Origin of the sequence: Thermosulfurimonas sp. (assembly GCF_015491435.1) — a bacterium.
Lineage (GTDB): Bacteria > Desulfobacterota > Thermodesulfobacteria > Thermodesulfobacteriales > Thermodesulfobacteriaceae > Thermosulfurimonas_A.
This window is the reverse complement of the sequence record NZ_WFVX01000045.1, coordinates 1-15,296: the sequence shown is the minus strand read 5'-3', so window position 1 is coordinate 15,296 and position 15,296 is coordinate 1. Positions and strand designations below refer to the sequence as shown.

The 15,296-nt window shown below is 57.0% G+C and carries 12 protein-coding genes and 1 riboswitch; of the genes, 6 read left to right on the top strand and 6 right to left on the bottom strand.

Annotated features, from left to right (window positions below; genetic code table 11):
• Positions 1-114: riboswitch (cobalamin riboswitch) on the top strand. This riboswitch is flagged as partial in the annotation.
• 129 nt (positions 115-243) lie between these two features.
• Genes F8J34_RS01965 through F8J34_RS01955 form a run of 3 tightly spaced genes read left to right on the top strand, consistent with a single transcriptional unit; the run spans position 244 to position 3,390 of the window.
• Positions 244-1,143 carry a sirohydrochlorin cobaltochelatase gene (locus tag F8J34_RS01965; protein WP_297056019.1) on the top strand — a complete coding sequence of 300 codons (900 nt, stop codon included), beginning with the start codon at positions 244-246 and terminating at the stop codon, positions 1,141-1,143.
• A 10-nt stretch (positions 1,144-1,153) separates the two neighbouring features.
• Positions 1,154-1,870 carry a precorrin-2 C(20)-methyltransferase gene (cobI, locus tag F8J34_RS01960; RefSeq protein WP_297056016.1) on the top strand — a complete coding sequence of 239 codons (717 nt, stop codon included), beginning with the start codon at positions 1,154-1,156 and terminating at the stop codon, positions 1,868-1,870.
• Positions 1,871-1,917: 47 nt separating this feature from the next.
• On the top strand, positions 1,918-3,390 hold the full coding sequence (locus F8J34_RS01955) for a carbohydrate porin (protein WP_297056014.1): 1,473 nt from the start codon (positions 1,918-1,920) through the stop codon (positions 3,388-3,390).
• An 83-nt stretch (positions 3,391-3,473) separates the two neighbouring features.
• On the opposite strand, the gene F8J34_RS01950 is transcribed toward F8J34_RS01955, so the two are convergent.
• The 5 genes from F8J34_RS01950 to F8J34_RS01930 all read right to left on the bottom strand — a co-directional run bounded on the left by F8J34_RS01950 (position 3,474) and on the right by F8J34_RS01930 (position 10,357).
• Entirely contained in the window at positions 3,474-6,560 is a 3,087-nt protein-coding gene (locus F8J34_RS01950) for a CusA/CzcA family heavy metal efflux RND transporter (protein WP_297056011.1), read from the bottom strand.
• Between the two features lie 11 nt (positions 6,561-6,571).
• Positions 6,572-7,714, bottom strand: a complete 1,143-nt coding sequence (locus F8J34_RS01945; protein ID WP_297056008.1) for an efflux RND transporter periplasmic adaptor subunit — start codon at positions 7,712-7,714, stop codon at positions 6,572-6,574.
• A gap of 14 nt (positions 7,715-7,728) precedes the next feature.
• Positions 7,729-8,973, bottom strand: coding sequence for a TolC family protein (locus tag F8J34_RS01940; RefSeq protein WP_297056005.1), 1,245 nt, complete (start codon positions 8,971-8,973; stop codon positions 7,729-7,731).
• A gap of 458 nt (positions 8,974-9,431) precedes the next feature.
• Entirely contained in the window at positions 9,432-9,680 is a 249-nt protein-coding gene (locus F8J34_RS01935) for an amphi-Trp domain-containing protein (protein ID WP_297056002.1), read from the bottom strand.
• A gap of 23 nt (positions 9,681-9,703) precedes the next feature.
• Complete coding sequence (locus tag F8J34_RS01930; RefSeq protein ID WP_297055999.1) at positions 9,704-10,357, bottom strand: MarC family protein; 654 nt, start codon at positions 10,355-10,357, stop codon at positions 9,704-9,706.
• A gap of 87 nt (positions 10,358-10,444) precedes the next feature.
• On the opposite strand from F8J34_RS01930, the gene F8J34_RS01925 reads away from it, so the two are divergent.
• Together F8J34_RS01925 and F8J34_RS01920 are read left to right on the top strand one after the other, a co-directional pair.
• A complete protein-coding gene (locus tag F8J34_RS01925) occupies positions 10,445-11,902 on the top strand; it encodes a biotin carboxylase N-terminal domain-containing protein (protein WP_297055996.1) in 1,458 nt (485 codons plus the stop codon).
• 12 nt (positions 11,903-11,914) lie between these two features.
• Positions 11,915-13,984 (top strand): biotin/lipoyl-containing protein, encoded by a 2,070-nt coding sequence (locus tag F8J34_RS01920; RefSeq protein WP_297055993.1) that lies wholly within the window; start codon positions 11,915-11,917, stop codon positions 13,982-13,984.
• Here F8J34_RS01920 and flgM read toward each other — a convergent pair.
• Positions 13,981-14,295 (bottom strand): flagellar biosynthesis anti-sigma factor FlgM, encoded by a 315-nt coding sequence (gene flgM, locus F8J34_RS01915; protein WP_297055991.1) that lies wholly within the window; start codon positions 14,293-14,295, stop codon positions 13,981-13,983. The two genes, F8J34_RS01920 and flgM, sit on opposite strands and share 4 nt — an antisense overlap.
• Positions 14,296-14,524: 229 nt before the next feature.
• On the opposite strand from flgM, the gene F8J34_RS01910 reads away from it, so the two are divergent.
• Positions 14,525-15,296: ParB/RepB/Spo0J family partition protein (locus F8J34_RS01910; RefSeq protein ID WP_297055988.1), on the top strand; the 772-nt coding region annotated here is incomplete at its 3' end.

Here is a 15,296-nt window from a genome sequence, read left to right as displayed (position 1 = left end):
GTCTTCGAGACGACAGGCCACTGGTCAGGCCGGGGTGTTCCCGGTCGGCCGGGAAGGCGCGGCGAGTAGGACGATCCGGAAGCCGGGAGACCGGCCCGGGGCCGTAAAACGGTGGGGTGCGGCGAGGACTCCGACCCGACCGTGGCCACGGTCTATCCTCGCTAAGCCCCCAAAATCCAAATAAGGGGGTAAAGTATGAAGGGACTTAGTTTGGGTGCTCTGGTAGGAGGGATTTTGTTTTTGATGGTGGGTTGGGTGCAGGCCGGAGCCATAGCCTATCTTCCGCTGAAACATCCCAAGCTTCACGCAAAACCGGCTATCGTGCTCTGCGCCTTCGGCACCTCCACTAAGGCCCGGGTTACCTTTGATTATATCGATCGGGAAGTGCGGAAGGCCTTCCCGGATTATGAGATCCGCTGGGCCTTTACCTCCAACATCATCCGGGAGAAGATGAACCGTATTTATGCCCGCAAGGGAATTTCGAAGCATCTGGCCAGTCTGCACGAGGTCCTGGCCACCCTTTATGCCCAGGGATACCGGAAGGTGGTGGTGCAACCGCTTCATGTATTTCCCGGGCTGGAGTACGAAACGGTGGTGCAGATCTGTAAGAAGTTTCCGGACTTACGCATTGTGGTGGGAGAACCCCTGCTTTTCCGCTGGGAATATGTGAAAGAGGTCTTGAAGATGGTTTCCCGCGAGTTCCTTCCTCCGGGGGAGGGGATCAATATTCTGGTGGCGCATGGCACCGATGTCACCTCTCAGGGGGCCAACATTACCTACCTGGGGCTGGACTGGCTGGTCCGGCATAGCTATCCCAACGTCCTTCTGGGAACGGTGGAAGGGGTGCCGGCCGGAGAGGCGGTCCTGGAGGAGGCCCGGAAATATCCGGCCCGCAGGGTGCGTTTCATTCCCTTTATGCTGGTGGCCGGAGATCATGTAATGCATGACATTATGGGTAAAAATTCGGGAGAGGGGGAGAAAAGCTGGCGGGAGATTCTGGAGGAGGCCGGTAAGGAAGTGGACTGTGTAACCACCACCGTGGAAGGGAAGACCTATTATCGCGGGCTGGGGCTTTATCCGGAAACAGGGCAATTCTTTGTGCGCCAGATCCGACGATCCCTGGAAATCCTGCAACGTTATTAAGGAGAGCCTCTTGTCCAGGCCTGTACTTTACGGGGTGGGGGTTGGACCGGGGGATCCGGAGCTTCTGACCCTGAAAGCGGTGAGGGTCCTCCGGGAGGCGCGGCACATTTTTGTGGCTTCCTCCAGCAAAAACGAACATTCGCTGGCCCTCAAGGTGGCCGGAAGCCATATACCGGAAGGGACTCCGGTGGAAAGACTTCCCTTTCCCATGACGCGGGAGCGCCGGGTGCTTGAGGAGGCCTGGGAGGAGAACGCTCAACGGGTGGCGCGGGTTCTTTCCGAGAAGAACCAGGCGGCCTTTCTCACCCTGGGAGACCCGGCGCTCTTTTCCACCTTCGGTCATCTGGCCCGGAGATTGAAAAAACATCTTCCCCGGGCCGAGGTTCGGCTGATACCCGGAATCACCGCGGCCCAGGCCGCTGCGGCCCGCCTGGGACTCCTTCTGGCCGAAGGAGAGGAGGCCCTGGTCATCGCCAGCGGCCTGGCCGCGGACGAGGTACTACAAAAACTCTCGCGGGAAGCCGCCAGCCTGGTCCTTTATAAGGTTTATCGCCGAGCCGGCGCTATCCTGCGCCTCCTGGAGGAAACCGGACGTCTCCCGGAGACCAGAGCCATCTCCTTCTGCGGGTTTCCCGAAGAGAAGATCTATCCGGATCCGCGCGAACTCTCCGATTCAACCCCCCCTTATTTCACCCTCCTTATCGTGGGAGGGAAACCCCTTGACTGAGTAATACGTATTTTTTAAAAATAACACAAACTAACCAGGAGGGAGGTATGAAGAGGGTATGGTTATGGGTGGTGGTCTGTTTGGTAATACTCGGTAGTTTGGGCACGGGTGCGGCCCTGGCCGCCGACCCGGAGGTGGAGGAACTGAAGAGGATGTTGCGGCAGGTCCTGGAGGAGAACCAGCGCCTGGCCCGCAAGGTGCAGGAGCTGGAGAGACGCCTTAATGCCTACGAAAAAAGGGAGAAGAAGATGGAAAAACAGCTCCGGGTGGAGGCGGTCCCCTCCGGCGAGAAACCCTGGTATCAGCGCCTCGAGGTAGGCCTCCAGGTGGCCGGACTGGTGCAGGGAGCCCTGGGGGTGGACAAGGACCTGGCCAATGTGCATGCTCACGCCGGAAGGGAGCCTGCCGGAACCACGGATCTGGTCCTTACCGACGAAAACAAGGCCTACGGAGCAGCTTCGGTGGACCTGGATTTTACCGCCGATTTTTCGGATCGGGATCGGGCCTATCTCCTGCTGGAGATGGGCTCCGGGAAGAATCCCGACTCCGAGATCCCCAGCTTCTCCGGTATCGTGGATGAGGCCCTTTCCATGGTCCCGGTGGAAACCGAAGACGGGGATGTACGCATAAGTGAGGCCTGGTACGAGAGGGAATGGCACCTTCACGGCGGAAAGTTCCGTTTTCGGGCCGGAAAGATAGACATTACCACCGAGGTGGATCAGAACGAATACGCCAACGATGAAAACGCCCAGTTTATGAGTTCGGCCTTTGTGAATAATCCGGCCGTGGAATGGGCTTCCTACAGTTTCGGAATGGTGGCGGCTTATGAGGCCTCCCATTGGTCTCTCACTCTGGGATACGAAGATGCGGATTCCAGCTGGGATAACCTCTTTGACTATCCCTTTCTGGTGGCCCAGCTGGCCATGAATACGAAGTTCCGGGGGCGTCCCGGCCATTACCGGTTTTACGTGTGGTATCAGGGAGAGAAACATCTGAAATGGGACGATCTCAAGGATTATTTGGCCCGGGGCACCGAACCCGAAAACGAAGATTCAGCCTGGGGGTTCGGGGTTTCCTTCGATCAGGAGCTGGCCGAGGGGGTAGGAGTCTTCTTCCGTTACGGCTGGCGAGGGGACGATCTGGTGGGTTACTGGAATACCACCCTGGATGATCTCGATTTTTCTTACGGTTTCGAACAGGCCGTAAGTGTGGGACTTTCCCTTTCCGGTGCCCTGTGGGGTCGGGCGCAGGACGAAATAGGGCTGGGATGGGCCTGGTTTGTGCTGGACGATGATTACCGGGATTACTGGGAAGGAAAGGGGGTTTTCGCCGCCAGATTAACCCTTCCCGGGGAGATTCGTCACGATACCGCGGATGAGTTCCATATGGAGGTTTATTATCGCTTCCAGGCCGGAGAGCACCTGGCCCTTACCCCGGATTTCCAGTACACCTGGAATCCAGCCGGGCTGGAGGATGACGGTTTCTGGGTCCTGAGCCTCCGGGGGGTCTGGGCGTACTAATCCGGAGAAGACATTCTACGGATCCAGCGGATTTTCGCGGTGATGGCGAGGGAGGCCGGTCTCCACCGGCCTCCCGGAGATGGTTAGATTTCACAGGTTTCGGTAGGGGCAAGCCAGCGGTAAAGGGCCGGAAGAAGGAAAAGCGTATTCAGGGTGGCGGTGAAAAGTCCCCCGATGACCACCGCGGCCAGGGGGCGCTGGATTTCACTTCCCGTTCCGGTGGCAAAAAGGAGCGGAAGGAGCCCCAGGGCACTGGTTAGGGCGGTCATCAGAACCGGTCTAAGTCTCATGGCTGCTCCCCGAAGAGCCGCTTCTTCCGGTGACAGACCCCGGTTCTGGAGCTGACGCACGCAGGTAACCAGCACCATGCCGTTTTCCAGAGCGATCCCGAAAAGGGCGATGAATCCCACGGAGGCGGGCACCGATAAATACTGACCGGTAAGCCATAGGGCCACCACGCCTCCCACCAGGGCCAGAGGCAGGTTGGCCATGATCAGGGCCGAGAGCCTGACCGACCCCAGACTCATGAAAAGGAGGAGAAAGACCAGCCCCAGAGTCGCCGGTACCACTATTCGGAGTCGGCGATTGGCTTCCTCTTTGAGTTCGAATTCTCCACCCCAAGTGACCAGGTAACCGGGAGGTAGTTTGAGTTCTTGCGAGAGTCTTTCCTTGGCCTCGGTCACAAAAGAACCGATATCCCTTCCCGATACATTACACTGTACGGTGATGAAACGCTGAATATCTTCCCGGGTGATCTGTCGCGGCCCCACGATCTCCCGGATCTCAGCTACCTCCCGCAGGGGAATGGATTCTCCGCCCGGAGTACGGAGAAGAAGATTCCCTATGGCTTCCGGGTCTCTGCGATACTCCGGTTTCAGGCGCACGAAGATGTCGAAGCGTTTGAGTCCCTCGAAGATTTCTCCCACCGTGGTTCCCCCCACCCCCACCTTGACCACTTCCTGCACATCGGCCACGGATAACCCGTAGCGGGCCAGTTTTTCCCGGTCTGGACGGATGAGAAGCTGAGGGGTGCCGGAAATCTGATCCACCTGCACATCCACGGCCCCCGGCACCTGTCTTATGATCTCCGCCACTTGATCCCCCAGACGTTTCAGGATGTCCAGATCCTCGCCGAAGATCTTGATGGCGATCTCCGCCCGCACGCCCTCCATCAGTTCATCCACGGTCATCTCGATGGGTTGGGTGAAGTTGGTAAGTACTCCCGGGATTTTTCCCAGTTCTCTCCGGATAAGGTCCACCAGTTCCTCCTGATTCTTAACCCGCCAGGTTTCTCGGGGATGGAGCAGGATATACATCTCGGCGCTATTTACCGGATCGGTATGGGCTCCTACCTCCCCGCGTCCGATGCGAGACACCACTCCCCGTACTTCCGGAATCCGGAGTAGGCGGCGCTCGACCAGCATGGTGAGCCGTTTACTTTCCTCCAGAGCGATGGAGGGGGCCATGGTGAGACGCAAAACGATGGTGCCCTCCTGAAGCTTGGGCACGAATTCCGAGCCCAGTCTTGAGCCCACCAGGCCTCCGATGCACACCAGGATCAGGGCTACCGAAAGAGCCACCCGGGGGCGCTTAACGAAAAAAGTCCCGAGGGGGAGATATAACCTTTCAAGCCCCCGGATAATCCTGGCGGCCAGACTTCTCGAAGAATTCCTTCCGGCCCGCAGGAGATAGGAGGAAAGGGCCGGAGCAATGAGAAAGGCGTAAATCAGGGACCCCACCAGGGCCAAGATTACCGTATAGGCCAAAGGACGGAAGGTCTTTCCCTCCACTCCTTTAAGGGAAATGATGGGCAGGAACACCAGCGAAATGATAAGCAGGGCGAAGGCTACCGGGCGCCCCACTTCGGTACAGGCCTCGTAAATCACTCCCAGGCGATTCTTTTGGGGATTTTCCCGGAGCTTACGATCTACGTTTTCCACAAATACGATGGCCCCATCCACCAGCATTCCGATGGCGATGGCCAGTCCCCCCAGGGACATAAGATTGGCCGAGAGGCCAAACCTGTACATTCCCAGGAAAGCCAGGGCGATAGAGAAAGGGATGGCCAGGGCCACCACCACACTCGGCCTGAATCCCCCGGTAAATAACATCAGGACGGCGATCACCAGGATCATGCCTTGACCCAGGGCGGAGGTCACCGTAGAGATGCAGGCCTCAACCAGGCTTTTCTGCTCGTAGTAGGGAACGATGCGTACCCCTTCCGGAAGGATGCGGTTGATTTCCCGAATCTTCTCCTCCACCCGTTTGATGACCGTGGAGGAGTTTTCCCCATAGAGCTTTATTACCTGTCCGGCCACCACCTCGGTCTTCCCGTCCTTGGTCTGAAGTCCCCGACGAACGGCTCCCCCGATTCTGACCTCCGCCACCTGGGAGAGATATATCGGGGTTCCGTCCACCGATTTCACCACGATACGCTTAAGATCCTCCAGACCGCGAGCCAATCCCACGGAGCGCACGATGAATTCCTCGCCGTGTTGAACCAGGAATCTCCCTCCAACGTTGAAGTTATTACGCTGCAGGGCTCGGGTAATGTCGGAAAGGGTGAGGCCGTAGCGCCGCAGGGCCTCGGAGTCCACCAGCACCTGATACTGTTTTTCGAATCCTCCGATTCCCAGTACTTCGGTCACCCCGGGGACGCTCATAAGATGGGGTTTTATGATCCAGTCCTGGAGGGTGCGGAGATCCGTAAGGGTGTACTTTCCGGTGCTGTCCTCCAGATAATAAAAAAGCACCAGCCCCATGGAGGTGGAAATGGGGCCGAGCTGGGGAGTGCCAAAACCCTCGGGAATAGAATCCCGGGCCTCGGCTAAACGCTCACTTACTACCTGTCGGGCAAAATAGATATCCGTTCCATCTTTAAAATAGAGGTTTACCAGAGAGAGTCCAAAATTGGACACCGAGCGGATCTTTACCAGCCCCGGAAGACCGTTCATAGCCGTCTCAATGGGGTAAGTTACGTACTTTTCCACCTCCTCCGGAGCCAGTCCCTGGGTTTCGGTAAAGACCTGAACCAGTACCGGAGTTACATCCGGGAAGGCATCGATGGGAAGCTTTTTGAAGACCATAAAACCCCCCACTATGACCCCGGCGGCTAAGATCACCATGAGCAGTCGGTTACAAAGGGAGAAATGGATGAGTCTTTCCCACATAACTTCCCTCCTTAATGAGAGTGTCCTTCGCCCAGATTTTCCCTTTCCAGTTCCGCCCGCAGGGTAAGAGCGCCCCGGGCCACATAGATTTCTCCGGGGGAGAGTCCGGAAAGGATCTCTACCCAGCCTCCCTCCCTGGGTCCGATTTTTACCGGACGGGCCACGAATCCCTCCTTTTCCCGCACAAAGATCACGGTGCGTCCGTCAAGACGTTGCAGGGCGGATTCCGGCACGGCTAGCACTTTCTTTCGGCCTATTTCGATCCTGGCCCGGGCCAGAAGTCCGGGGCGGAGTCTTCCGTCAGGATTGGCCAGCCTTATCCGGGCCCGGGCGGAGCGGGTGTCCTCCCGGAGAATAGGGTTTATATAATCGATGCGCCCCTCCCGCGAAGGGATTCCGTGCCCGAAATCCACCTGAACCTTCTGCCCCTCACGCACTTCGGGAAGCCAGTCTCGATATACGGAAACCAGCACCCATACTTCGGAAAGATCGGCGATCTGGAAGGCTATCCGGGAAGGGGTGGCCATCTCTCCCCGGGAGAGATGTTTTTCTACGACGATTCCGGAGATAGGAGAGCGCAGTTCGTAACGTCCCAGGGGTTGCTTTCCGTTCTCCAACTCACCAATATTTTCCGGAGAGAACCCCAGGGTAAGGAGTTTCTGGGTTAGAGTCTGGACCTGAATCCTGGCCAGTTCCAGATCCTGTTTGGCTCGAAGGAAGGATTCTTCGGAGGTGATTTTCTTTTCCCAGAGCATCTTTTCCCGCAGGAAAAGTTCCCGGGCCAGGCGCAGACGCGTACGCGCTATGAGGTAGGAAGACTTGAGATCCGCTAGTTCCGGGCTATCGAGAACAGCCAGAACCTCTCCGGATCTAACCCTGTCTCCCCAGCGTTTGAGGGTTTGGCGTACGAACCCTGCCACTACCGGCACCACATGGACCACCCGGTCGGGGTCCACCACCACTTCTGCCGGGAGTTCCACCACCCGGGGCATGGAGCGTAACCGGGCCCTTTCCAGCCGGATCTCAAACTCCTGTAAAATCTGCGGAGAGAGATGGACGGTTTTTTCTCCGACCTGTCTCTCTCCGGCCAGGGCCGAATGGAAGCTCATTCCCAGGATCCCAAGGAAGCAGACTATCCAGGCTATCTTTTTCATGGTTTGTACCTCCTCTAAAAGAGATCTTTTTCTATGCGGGCCATAAGAAAGAGGGCCTCGGCCTGTAAGCGGTGATAACGTCGGTAGGCTTCAAGCCGGGAGAGACGTAGCTCAAAAAGGGTGCGCTGGGCGTCAAGTACTCTTAGAAACTCGGTCTTGCCCAGCCGATAGGCCTCAAGATTTCGACGATAGATATCCCGGGCCCGGGGCAGAAGTTGCCTTTCCAGGGTCCTGATTTTTTCCTCCGCGCGGCGAAGTTCACTCCGTACCCGCTCCATTTCTCGGCTCAGGTTCCATCGCTCGGCCCGAAGAGCGAGTTTGGTAGCGGTGATTTTTTGCTGGAGGGAGGCCATCCGATCCAGATTGCGATTCAGAAGGGGAAGCGGAAGGCTCAATCCGAAAACAAAGGCTCGTTCGTCGCTTTCGTTGTAGAATCTTACTCCGGAGGAGAAAGTAATCTCCGGAAGGGCCTCAGCCCGGGCTCGCTCGATTTCTTTTTCCAGACGCTGCATCTCGGCCCGGAAACGCTTAAGTCGGGGATGGTCTTTCGGTAAGGCCCTAAGGAAAAAGTCCTTCCGCCGAAAGAAATCACCCCGCACATCCGAAGGCGGGGTTCCGCCCCAGAGGCGGGCCAGCCTGCGGAGGGCGCTCCGGTAGGCTTCACGGGCGTTCCGCAAACGGGTTTCGGTATCTGCAACCACGATTTCGGCCCGAATTTTTTCGGTTTCCGGGATCTTTCCCGCCAGGAATTTGGCCTCGGAGACCGCAAGAAGCTTGCGGGAAAGGCTCAGAAGTTCCTCGTAAAGGGTTGCCCGGTGACGGGCATAGAGGGTCTCGATGAAGGCCAGGGCGGTCTCCCGGAAGAGAAGAAGCCGGGCCTCCTCTCCGGCCGCCTCAAGCACTTTTTCCCGGGCCAGTATAGCCTCTCGCCTCTTTTCCCTCTGTCCGAAAAGGGGTAAGGACTGGCTGATCTCCAGGGTGGTTTCCGAAGACCGCATCCCGGAGAACTCTCCGCTCCCGAAGACATCCTCAAAGGTGAAAGAGAGTTCCGGATTTTTCAGACGGGAGGCCTGTGCAGCCTCGAATCTTACCGCTTTTTCCCTTTCCCTGAAGGTCTTAAGGGCAGGGTGTTGGGCAAATACCAGCTCCAGGACCGCCGGAAAGGATAGAGAGGAATTTTCCGTACCCGCGATCCCGGAGCGGATTCCCGGGCTCCAGAGCAATAGTAAGACCAAGAATACCACCGTATTTCGGCGCATATTCATCCTCCTGACACAATTTTTGAATTGACGCGAATTTTTGGGTCAGATTAGAGGTGTGGAGGTGAAAGGAGGATTAAAAGAGCAGTCTTACATAAAGCAAAGGATTGGTGCTAAGAGGATTTGATTCTACAGACTCCCGGTCCCGCTTAAGGGTAAATACCGGGGGGCTCTTTTTTTCCGAGGGATGGATTCCTACCGGAGAAGGAAAGGGGAGAAGATGAGGAAACACCCTTGGCAGGGAAATTTCCTCCTGGCTCTGTTTACACACCGAGGGACACTGACAGCCGGTAAGAGGATTTTCGAGCTTGATGCCGGTTTCAGGAGAAAAACAGTATATCTGAGGACTGCTCAGGGCGAATATCCCCAGCACTAAAAAGGCCGCCAGTGTCCACTTTAAATAGACCCGCATAGTCTAGAATAATAAACGGCCAAGATTTTTCGTCAAGCCGAGGAGCTCAGGCGGTTTCCCCTCGCCATTCGATTTCTATCTCCAGGGAATGTTTGCTCTTTTCCGGCTTGACCTTGCGCTCGGCCTTGATCTCCAGGATCAGGTTCTCCGGAAGGTTCAGCACCACCTCCCGTTCTCCCTGGGTCAGAGAGACTACTCCGGTTTCTACCTTTTCCGCTATCTGACGGAGAAAGGCCGCTATTTCTCCCCGGGTTTTACTTTCTTCGCTTTTGAAAAGGACTTCCTTTTCCGCCATCTTGGACCTCCTTGGTTAACGATTTATCGGGGCAGTCCGGAGGGGACGATCTTGAAGATCTGGGTCAGGGCTCCGGAGAACCCCTCCAGGATCATCTGCACCGCCACCACCGCCAGGATCAAACCCATCAAACGGGTCATGACTCCGATCCAGGAAGGGCGTAGCCGCTTGGTGAGGGCCTCTCCGTAGATGAAGCACAGGTAGGTCAGAAGACAGATAACCGCAAAGACCAGGATTACCGTAAGGATCTTGAGAGGGTCGGTCTTGCGGCCCACCAGGGAGAGGGCGGTGGTGATGGTGCCCGGGCCGGCCAGGATGGGGGTGGCCAGCGGGGTGATGGCGATATCCTCGGCTTCCTCCTCTTCCTCGGCGGTGGGGTGATGTTGATGGGACCGTTTGGCCCGCACCAGATGATAGGCGATCATGAAAAGAAGGATGCCTCCGGCGATGCGGAAGGCCGAAAGGGTAATCCCGAAGAGCCGAAAGATGAGATTTCCACCCAGAGTGAAGGCCGTAACAATAAAGAAGGCCCAGAGAGTGGCGGTGCGGGCTATGCGTATCCTTTCTTCCTCCGTAAAATCCTCCACCAGGGAGACAAAGATGGGGGTGTTGCCGATGGGGTTCATGATGGCCAGGAAACTCACCGCGGTCTGAAGGACAAAAGCCGCTTCCGGCATGGTCCTTCCAGTTTAATCTCTTCGCCCTCCCTTGAGAAGTCCCGGAAAACGTGGTATGGAAGCCCAAATCTCCTCCGGAGGCCTTTCATGGAGAGGAAGATCCGAAAGATCCTGGTAGCCAACCGGGGAGTGCCTGCGGTACGCATCATGCAGACCTGCCGCGACCTCAAGATCCCCACCGTGGCTGTCTATAGCACCCCGGATCGTCTGAGCCTACATGTTTTCATGGCCGATGAGGCCGTGCATATCGGGGAAGGCCCTCCGCTTAAGTCCTATCTCCATATGGATCGCATTATCGAGGCGGCTCTTAAGACCGGGGCTGACGCGGTGCATCCCGGATGGGGGTTCCTGGCCGAGAATGCGGATTTTGCCCGCCGGGTAATCGAGGCCGGGTTGGTCTGGATCGGGCCCCGCCCCGAAATCATCGCCCTTATGGGAGACAAGAAGGCGGCCAAGGAGATCGCCAAGCGGGCCAATGTACCCACCATCCCCGGAATAGAAGACCCCAAGAGCCCGGAGGAGGTTCTGGAGTGGATGGAGCGCTCCCGGATCACCTTTCCCATCATGCTCAAGGCCGCCCTGGGGGGTGGCGGGAAGGGGATGATCAAAGTGGAGAATGCCCAGGAACTTCCCCAGAAGTTCTCCCACGCTCAGTCCGAGGCCTACAAGGCCTTCGGCGACGCCAGTCTCATCGCCGAAAAGTATATCGAACGGGGGCGCCATATTGAGGTTCAGGTGGTGGGAGACAAACACGGACATGTGGTGCATCTTTTCGAGCGGGAATGCACCATCCAGCGACGCAACCAGAAGATCATCGAGGAAACCCCCGCACCTTCTCTGGATGATGATCTTCGCCAGGAGATCTGCTTTACCGCGGTGCGTCTCATGCGGGAGATCGGCTACGATTCCGCCGGTACGGTGGAATTTCTGCTGGATACCGCCACCCGTAGATTCTATTTTCTGGAGGTGAATACCCGCCTTCAGGTGGAACACGGGGTTACCGAACTGGCCACCGGACTGGATATCGTGGATCTCATGATCCAGATCGCCGAGGGCAAACCCCTTCCCTTTCACCAGCGGGATATTCAGAGTAACCGCTGGGCCATAGAGTGCCGTCTTACCGCCGAGGACCCCAAGACCTTTGCCCCCTCCTTCGGCACCATTACCCGGCTCCAGATCCCGGACGGTCCCAATATCCGGATTTCCACCGGGGTTTACGAGGGAGCTGAGATCCCACCCTACTACGACTCCATGTTCATGCTTATCATGAGTGCCGGGGCGGATCGCGATCAGGCCATCCGGGTTATGGACCGGGCCCTTTCCCGGGGGCTGCGGGTGGATGGGGTGAAGACCATTGCTCCCCTTCTCATAAGCATTATTCGTCACCCCCGTTTCCGGGCCGGCGAATTTTCCACCCGTTTCATCGAGGAACACCTGGAGGAACTTATTTCCACCTTTAAAGAGTTCGACCCGGATGAGGAGGTCCTCAAGATCGCCCGTTACGTGGCCGAGATTTCGGCCCTGGGTCCTCAGAGCTGGATGTAAAGGAGGAGAACCATGGAGATCATTCGCATTTCACCCGGGACCGAACCCGCCCGGATCGTGAAACTTCTCCGGGAAACGGATCGTATATTTTTTACCTCCACCTCCCTGCGCGATGCCGGCCAGTCGGATTACAAGAACCGGCATCGACTGATCGATCTCAAGACCCTCTGTCCCCTCTATAACGAGATGGGGCTCTTCAGTGCGGAGTGTCACGGCGGGGCCCGCTGGCATGTGGGGATTCTCAACCGCAGGGAGAGCCCCTTCGAGGAATTGCGCACCTACCGTCGCACCATGCCCAACGTGCTGCTTCAAACCCTGATCCGGGAAACCAATCTCTGGGGATACCGTCCCTACCCCCGCAACGTCATCGAATACGTGGTCTCCAGGGTGGATATTGATCTGTGGCGCTGTTTTTCCTTTCTCAACGATGTGCGGAACATGCGCACCGTGGCCGAAGTGGTAATGAGCCGGGGCAAGCTTTTCGAGCCGGCCATCTCCTTTACCGACGCCGACTGGGCGGACAATGCCTATTACCTGAGGGTGGTGGACGAGATCGTGGCCCTGTGCGGAGGAACCGACGAGATCATCCTGTGCATCAAGGATATGGCCGGGGTGGGCAGCCCGGAGCGTATTCGCAGTCTGGTTTCCGCCATTAAGGACAAGTACCCGGACCTGGTGATCCATTATCACCGACATGCCACCGATGGTCTGGCCCTTCCCGCCTACCGGGCGGCGGTGGAGGCCGGGGTAAAGATCGTGGATGTGGAGGAGGATTCTCTGTGCCGCTTCTACGGGCAGCCCCCCATGCTTTCGGCCTACGCCTATCTCACCGAAGCCGGTTTCAAGGTGAACCTCAATGTGCGACTGGCGGAGCTTGCGGTGCAGAAGGTTCGGGAATGGATCAACCATTACGACTGGGCCGAGTCACCCTTCAAAGGGTTCGATTATATGGTGGTGAAACATCGGATGCCCGGCGGGGCCTTCCCCTCCTCCTTCGAACAGGCGGAAAAGAACGGATTTCTCCATCTCATGCCCTACATCCTGGAACTCATGTCCTATTACAACCGCATCGTTAAGTACTTCGATGTTACGCCGGGTTCTCAGATCACCTGGGTGACCTGTTCCGGAATCGTCAACCGTTACGCCAAGGAACACGGCGAAGCCGGGGTACGGCATATCCTGGATCTCCTGCGGCGTTTCGTGGAGGAAAAGGGGTGTGATTTTTCGGCCATGAGTGAGGAGGAGCAGGAAGAATTGCTCGAACTTTTCAAGACCGCTCCCGGAGATTTTAAGAATCTCATCCTGGGTAAATACGGGAAATTACCCGCCGGCTGGCCGGATGAATGGGTCTATCGCAGTGCCTTCGGAGAGGAATGGGAGAAGAAGCTGGCTGAACGCACCGAGAAGAGCCCGCTGGAGACCGTACCCGAGCTCGATCTGGAGCAGGCCTTCCGGGATCTCAAGGATAAACTGGGGCGAGAACCCACCGAGGAGGAGTTTATTATCTATCTCATGCACCCCAAGGACGCCCTGGACTTTTTCGAATTCTTCGAAAAATACGGCAAGGCCAGTTATGTCCTGCCCACGCCGGTTTTCCGCTACGGCCTGCGCAAGCCCGGAGATAAGGTGGAATTTACCTTTCTGGGTAAGCCTTATACCATTGAACTGGTCTCGGTGGGGGCCGAACACGACGGAGTGATCCATGTAGTGGTGAAGGTCAATAACAAGACCCGGGTCTTCGAGGTGGCCACCCCCAGGGTTAAAAAGAAGGAAGTGCGCATGGCCAAAGGTCCCAACGAGATCGGGTCCCCCATCAAAGGGAATGTCTGGCGGCTGGGGAACCCCAAGCGGGGAGAACTCAAGGTGGGCGATATCTATCACAAGGGCGAGGAGATAGCCAACCTTGAGGCCATGAAGATGGAGACCCCGGTCTATGCGCCGTTTGATTGTGTGATCGAAGAAATATGCGTGAAGGTGAACGAACCCGTGGTGGAAGGTCAGTTACTCTTCGTAGTGAGGCCTCTGGAGGAATATACCCCCAAGGAAACTCCTACCAACCTGGGGGAGGAGGTCAAGGATTAATAGATATTCCGGAGGAGGTCGGAGAGCATGGCCCGGGCCACCTTCTCCGGGGGCACCTCGTAATTTCCGCTCTGGATCTTCTCCCGCAGGGCCGCTACCTTTTCCTCCCGTACCTCGGGAACCTCCCGCAGCCGGGTGCGGGCCTCTTCGATGATCTTACGGGTACGCAGCTCCACCCGATCCTCAGTTTCCGTCTTACGGGCCTCTCCACCGGCTCCGGAACGTGCCGCCCTTTCCGTGCGCCCCCGGTCGGTCTTCTCCACCCCCTGGGCCGAAGGCTTTACATAGGGTAAGACGTTTTTGATCTTCATGGTTTTTCTCCTTGCGGCAATTGATGCCCTCTATAATATTCTAAACATCCCTTCCCGCCTTGGGAAGATGATCAATATAGTCTTCGGTTGTTCCCGGCCCGAACTTTAATCCCTCTTTACTTATTTAGCAGAATGTTTACCCCTTTTAAAGGGCCGGAGAAAATCTTTTGGCGGCTGGTTATTTTCCCAAAGACGGGCTATAAAATCCTCCGAAAGGGGGGTGAAAGGGATGCGGGAACTGGCTCGTTTCGAGGATCCGGTAAAGAAACAACCCCTCAAACTGGCGGTGTTCGATCTGGAGGAGGTGCGGGTTCCTCCCTTCCAGCGGGATATTTCCGATGGACTCAAGAAGCACCTGGAACTGGCCATAGAGAAACTGGGTTTTATTACCCCCATCGTGGTCTGTCCCCACGACGGTGAATATTACGTGGTGGATGGCCAGCACCGGCTGGAAGCCCTCAGGGACCTGGGGGCGCGGGAGGTTCTGGCGGTGGTGGCCCCGGAGGATCTCTATCTTCACATCCTGGAGTTCAATACCGAAAAACCCCCCAATGTGAAGGAAAAATCCCGACAGGCCTACCGCCTCTTTCAGGAATTCCTTCACCAAACCCCGGAGACCATCGAGGCCGATCTTTTCACCTACTTCAAGGAACCCCAGTTCATTACCCTGGGATTCGTGCTGGAGGAATTCGAAACCCGGTTTCCGGCCAGTTTCTACGAGAATCTCCTTTCCAAGATCGATCGATTCCTGGAGGAACCCCTTTCGGAGGCCGTGGAGGAAAGAAGACGTCGGGCCCGGGCCCTGGTGGAGCTCAACCAGGAGGTGAACAGCAAATACGCCGAAATGGGCTGGACTAATGCTCTGCTTAAGGGAGAAATCGTGCGCAAGGCCATCCAGCGGGCCTACGGCGTGCGGGTACGAACCATAGAGGATGAGTATTATGACGCTCTAGAACGGGTGAAGGAGGCGGTAAGGGAGCTGGGGCCGGAGGACTTCGGGG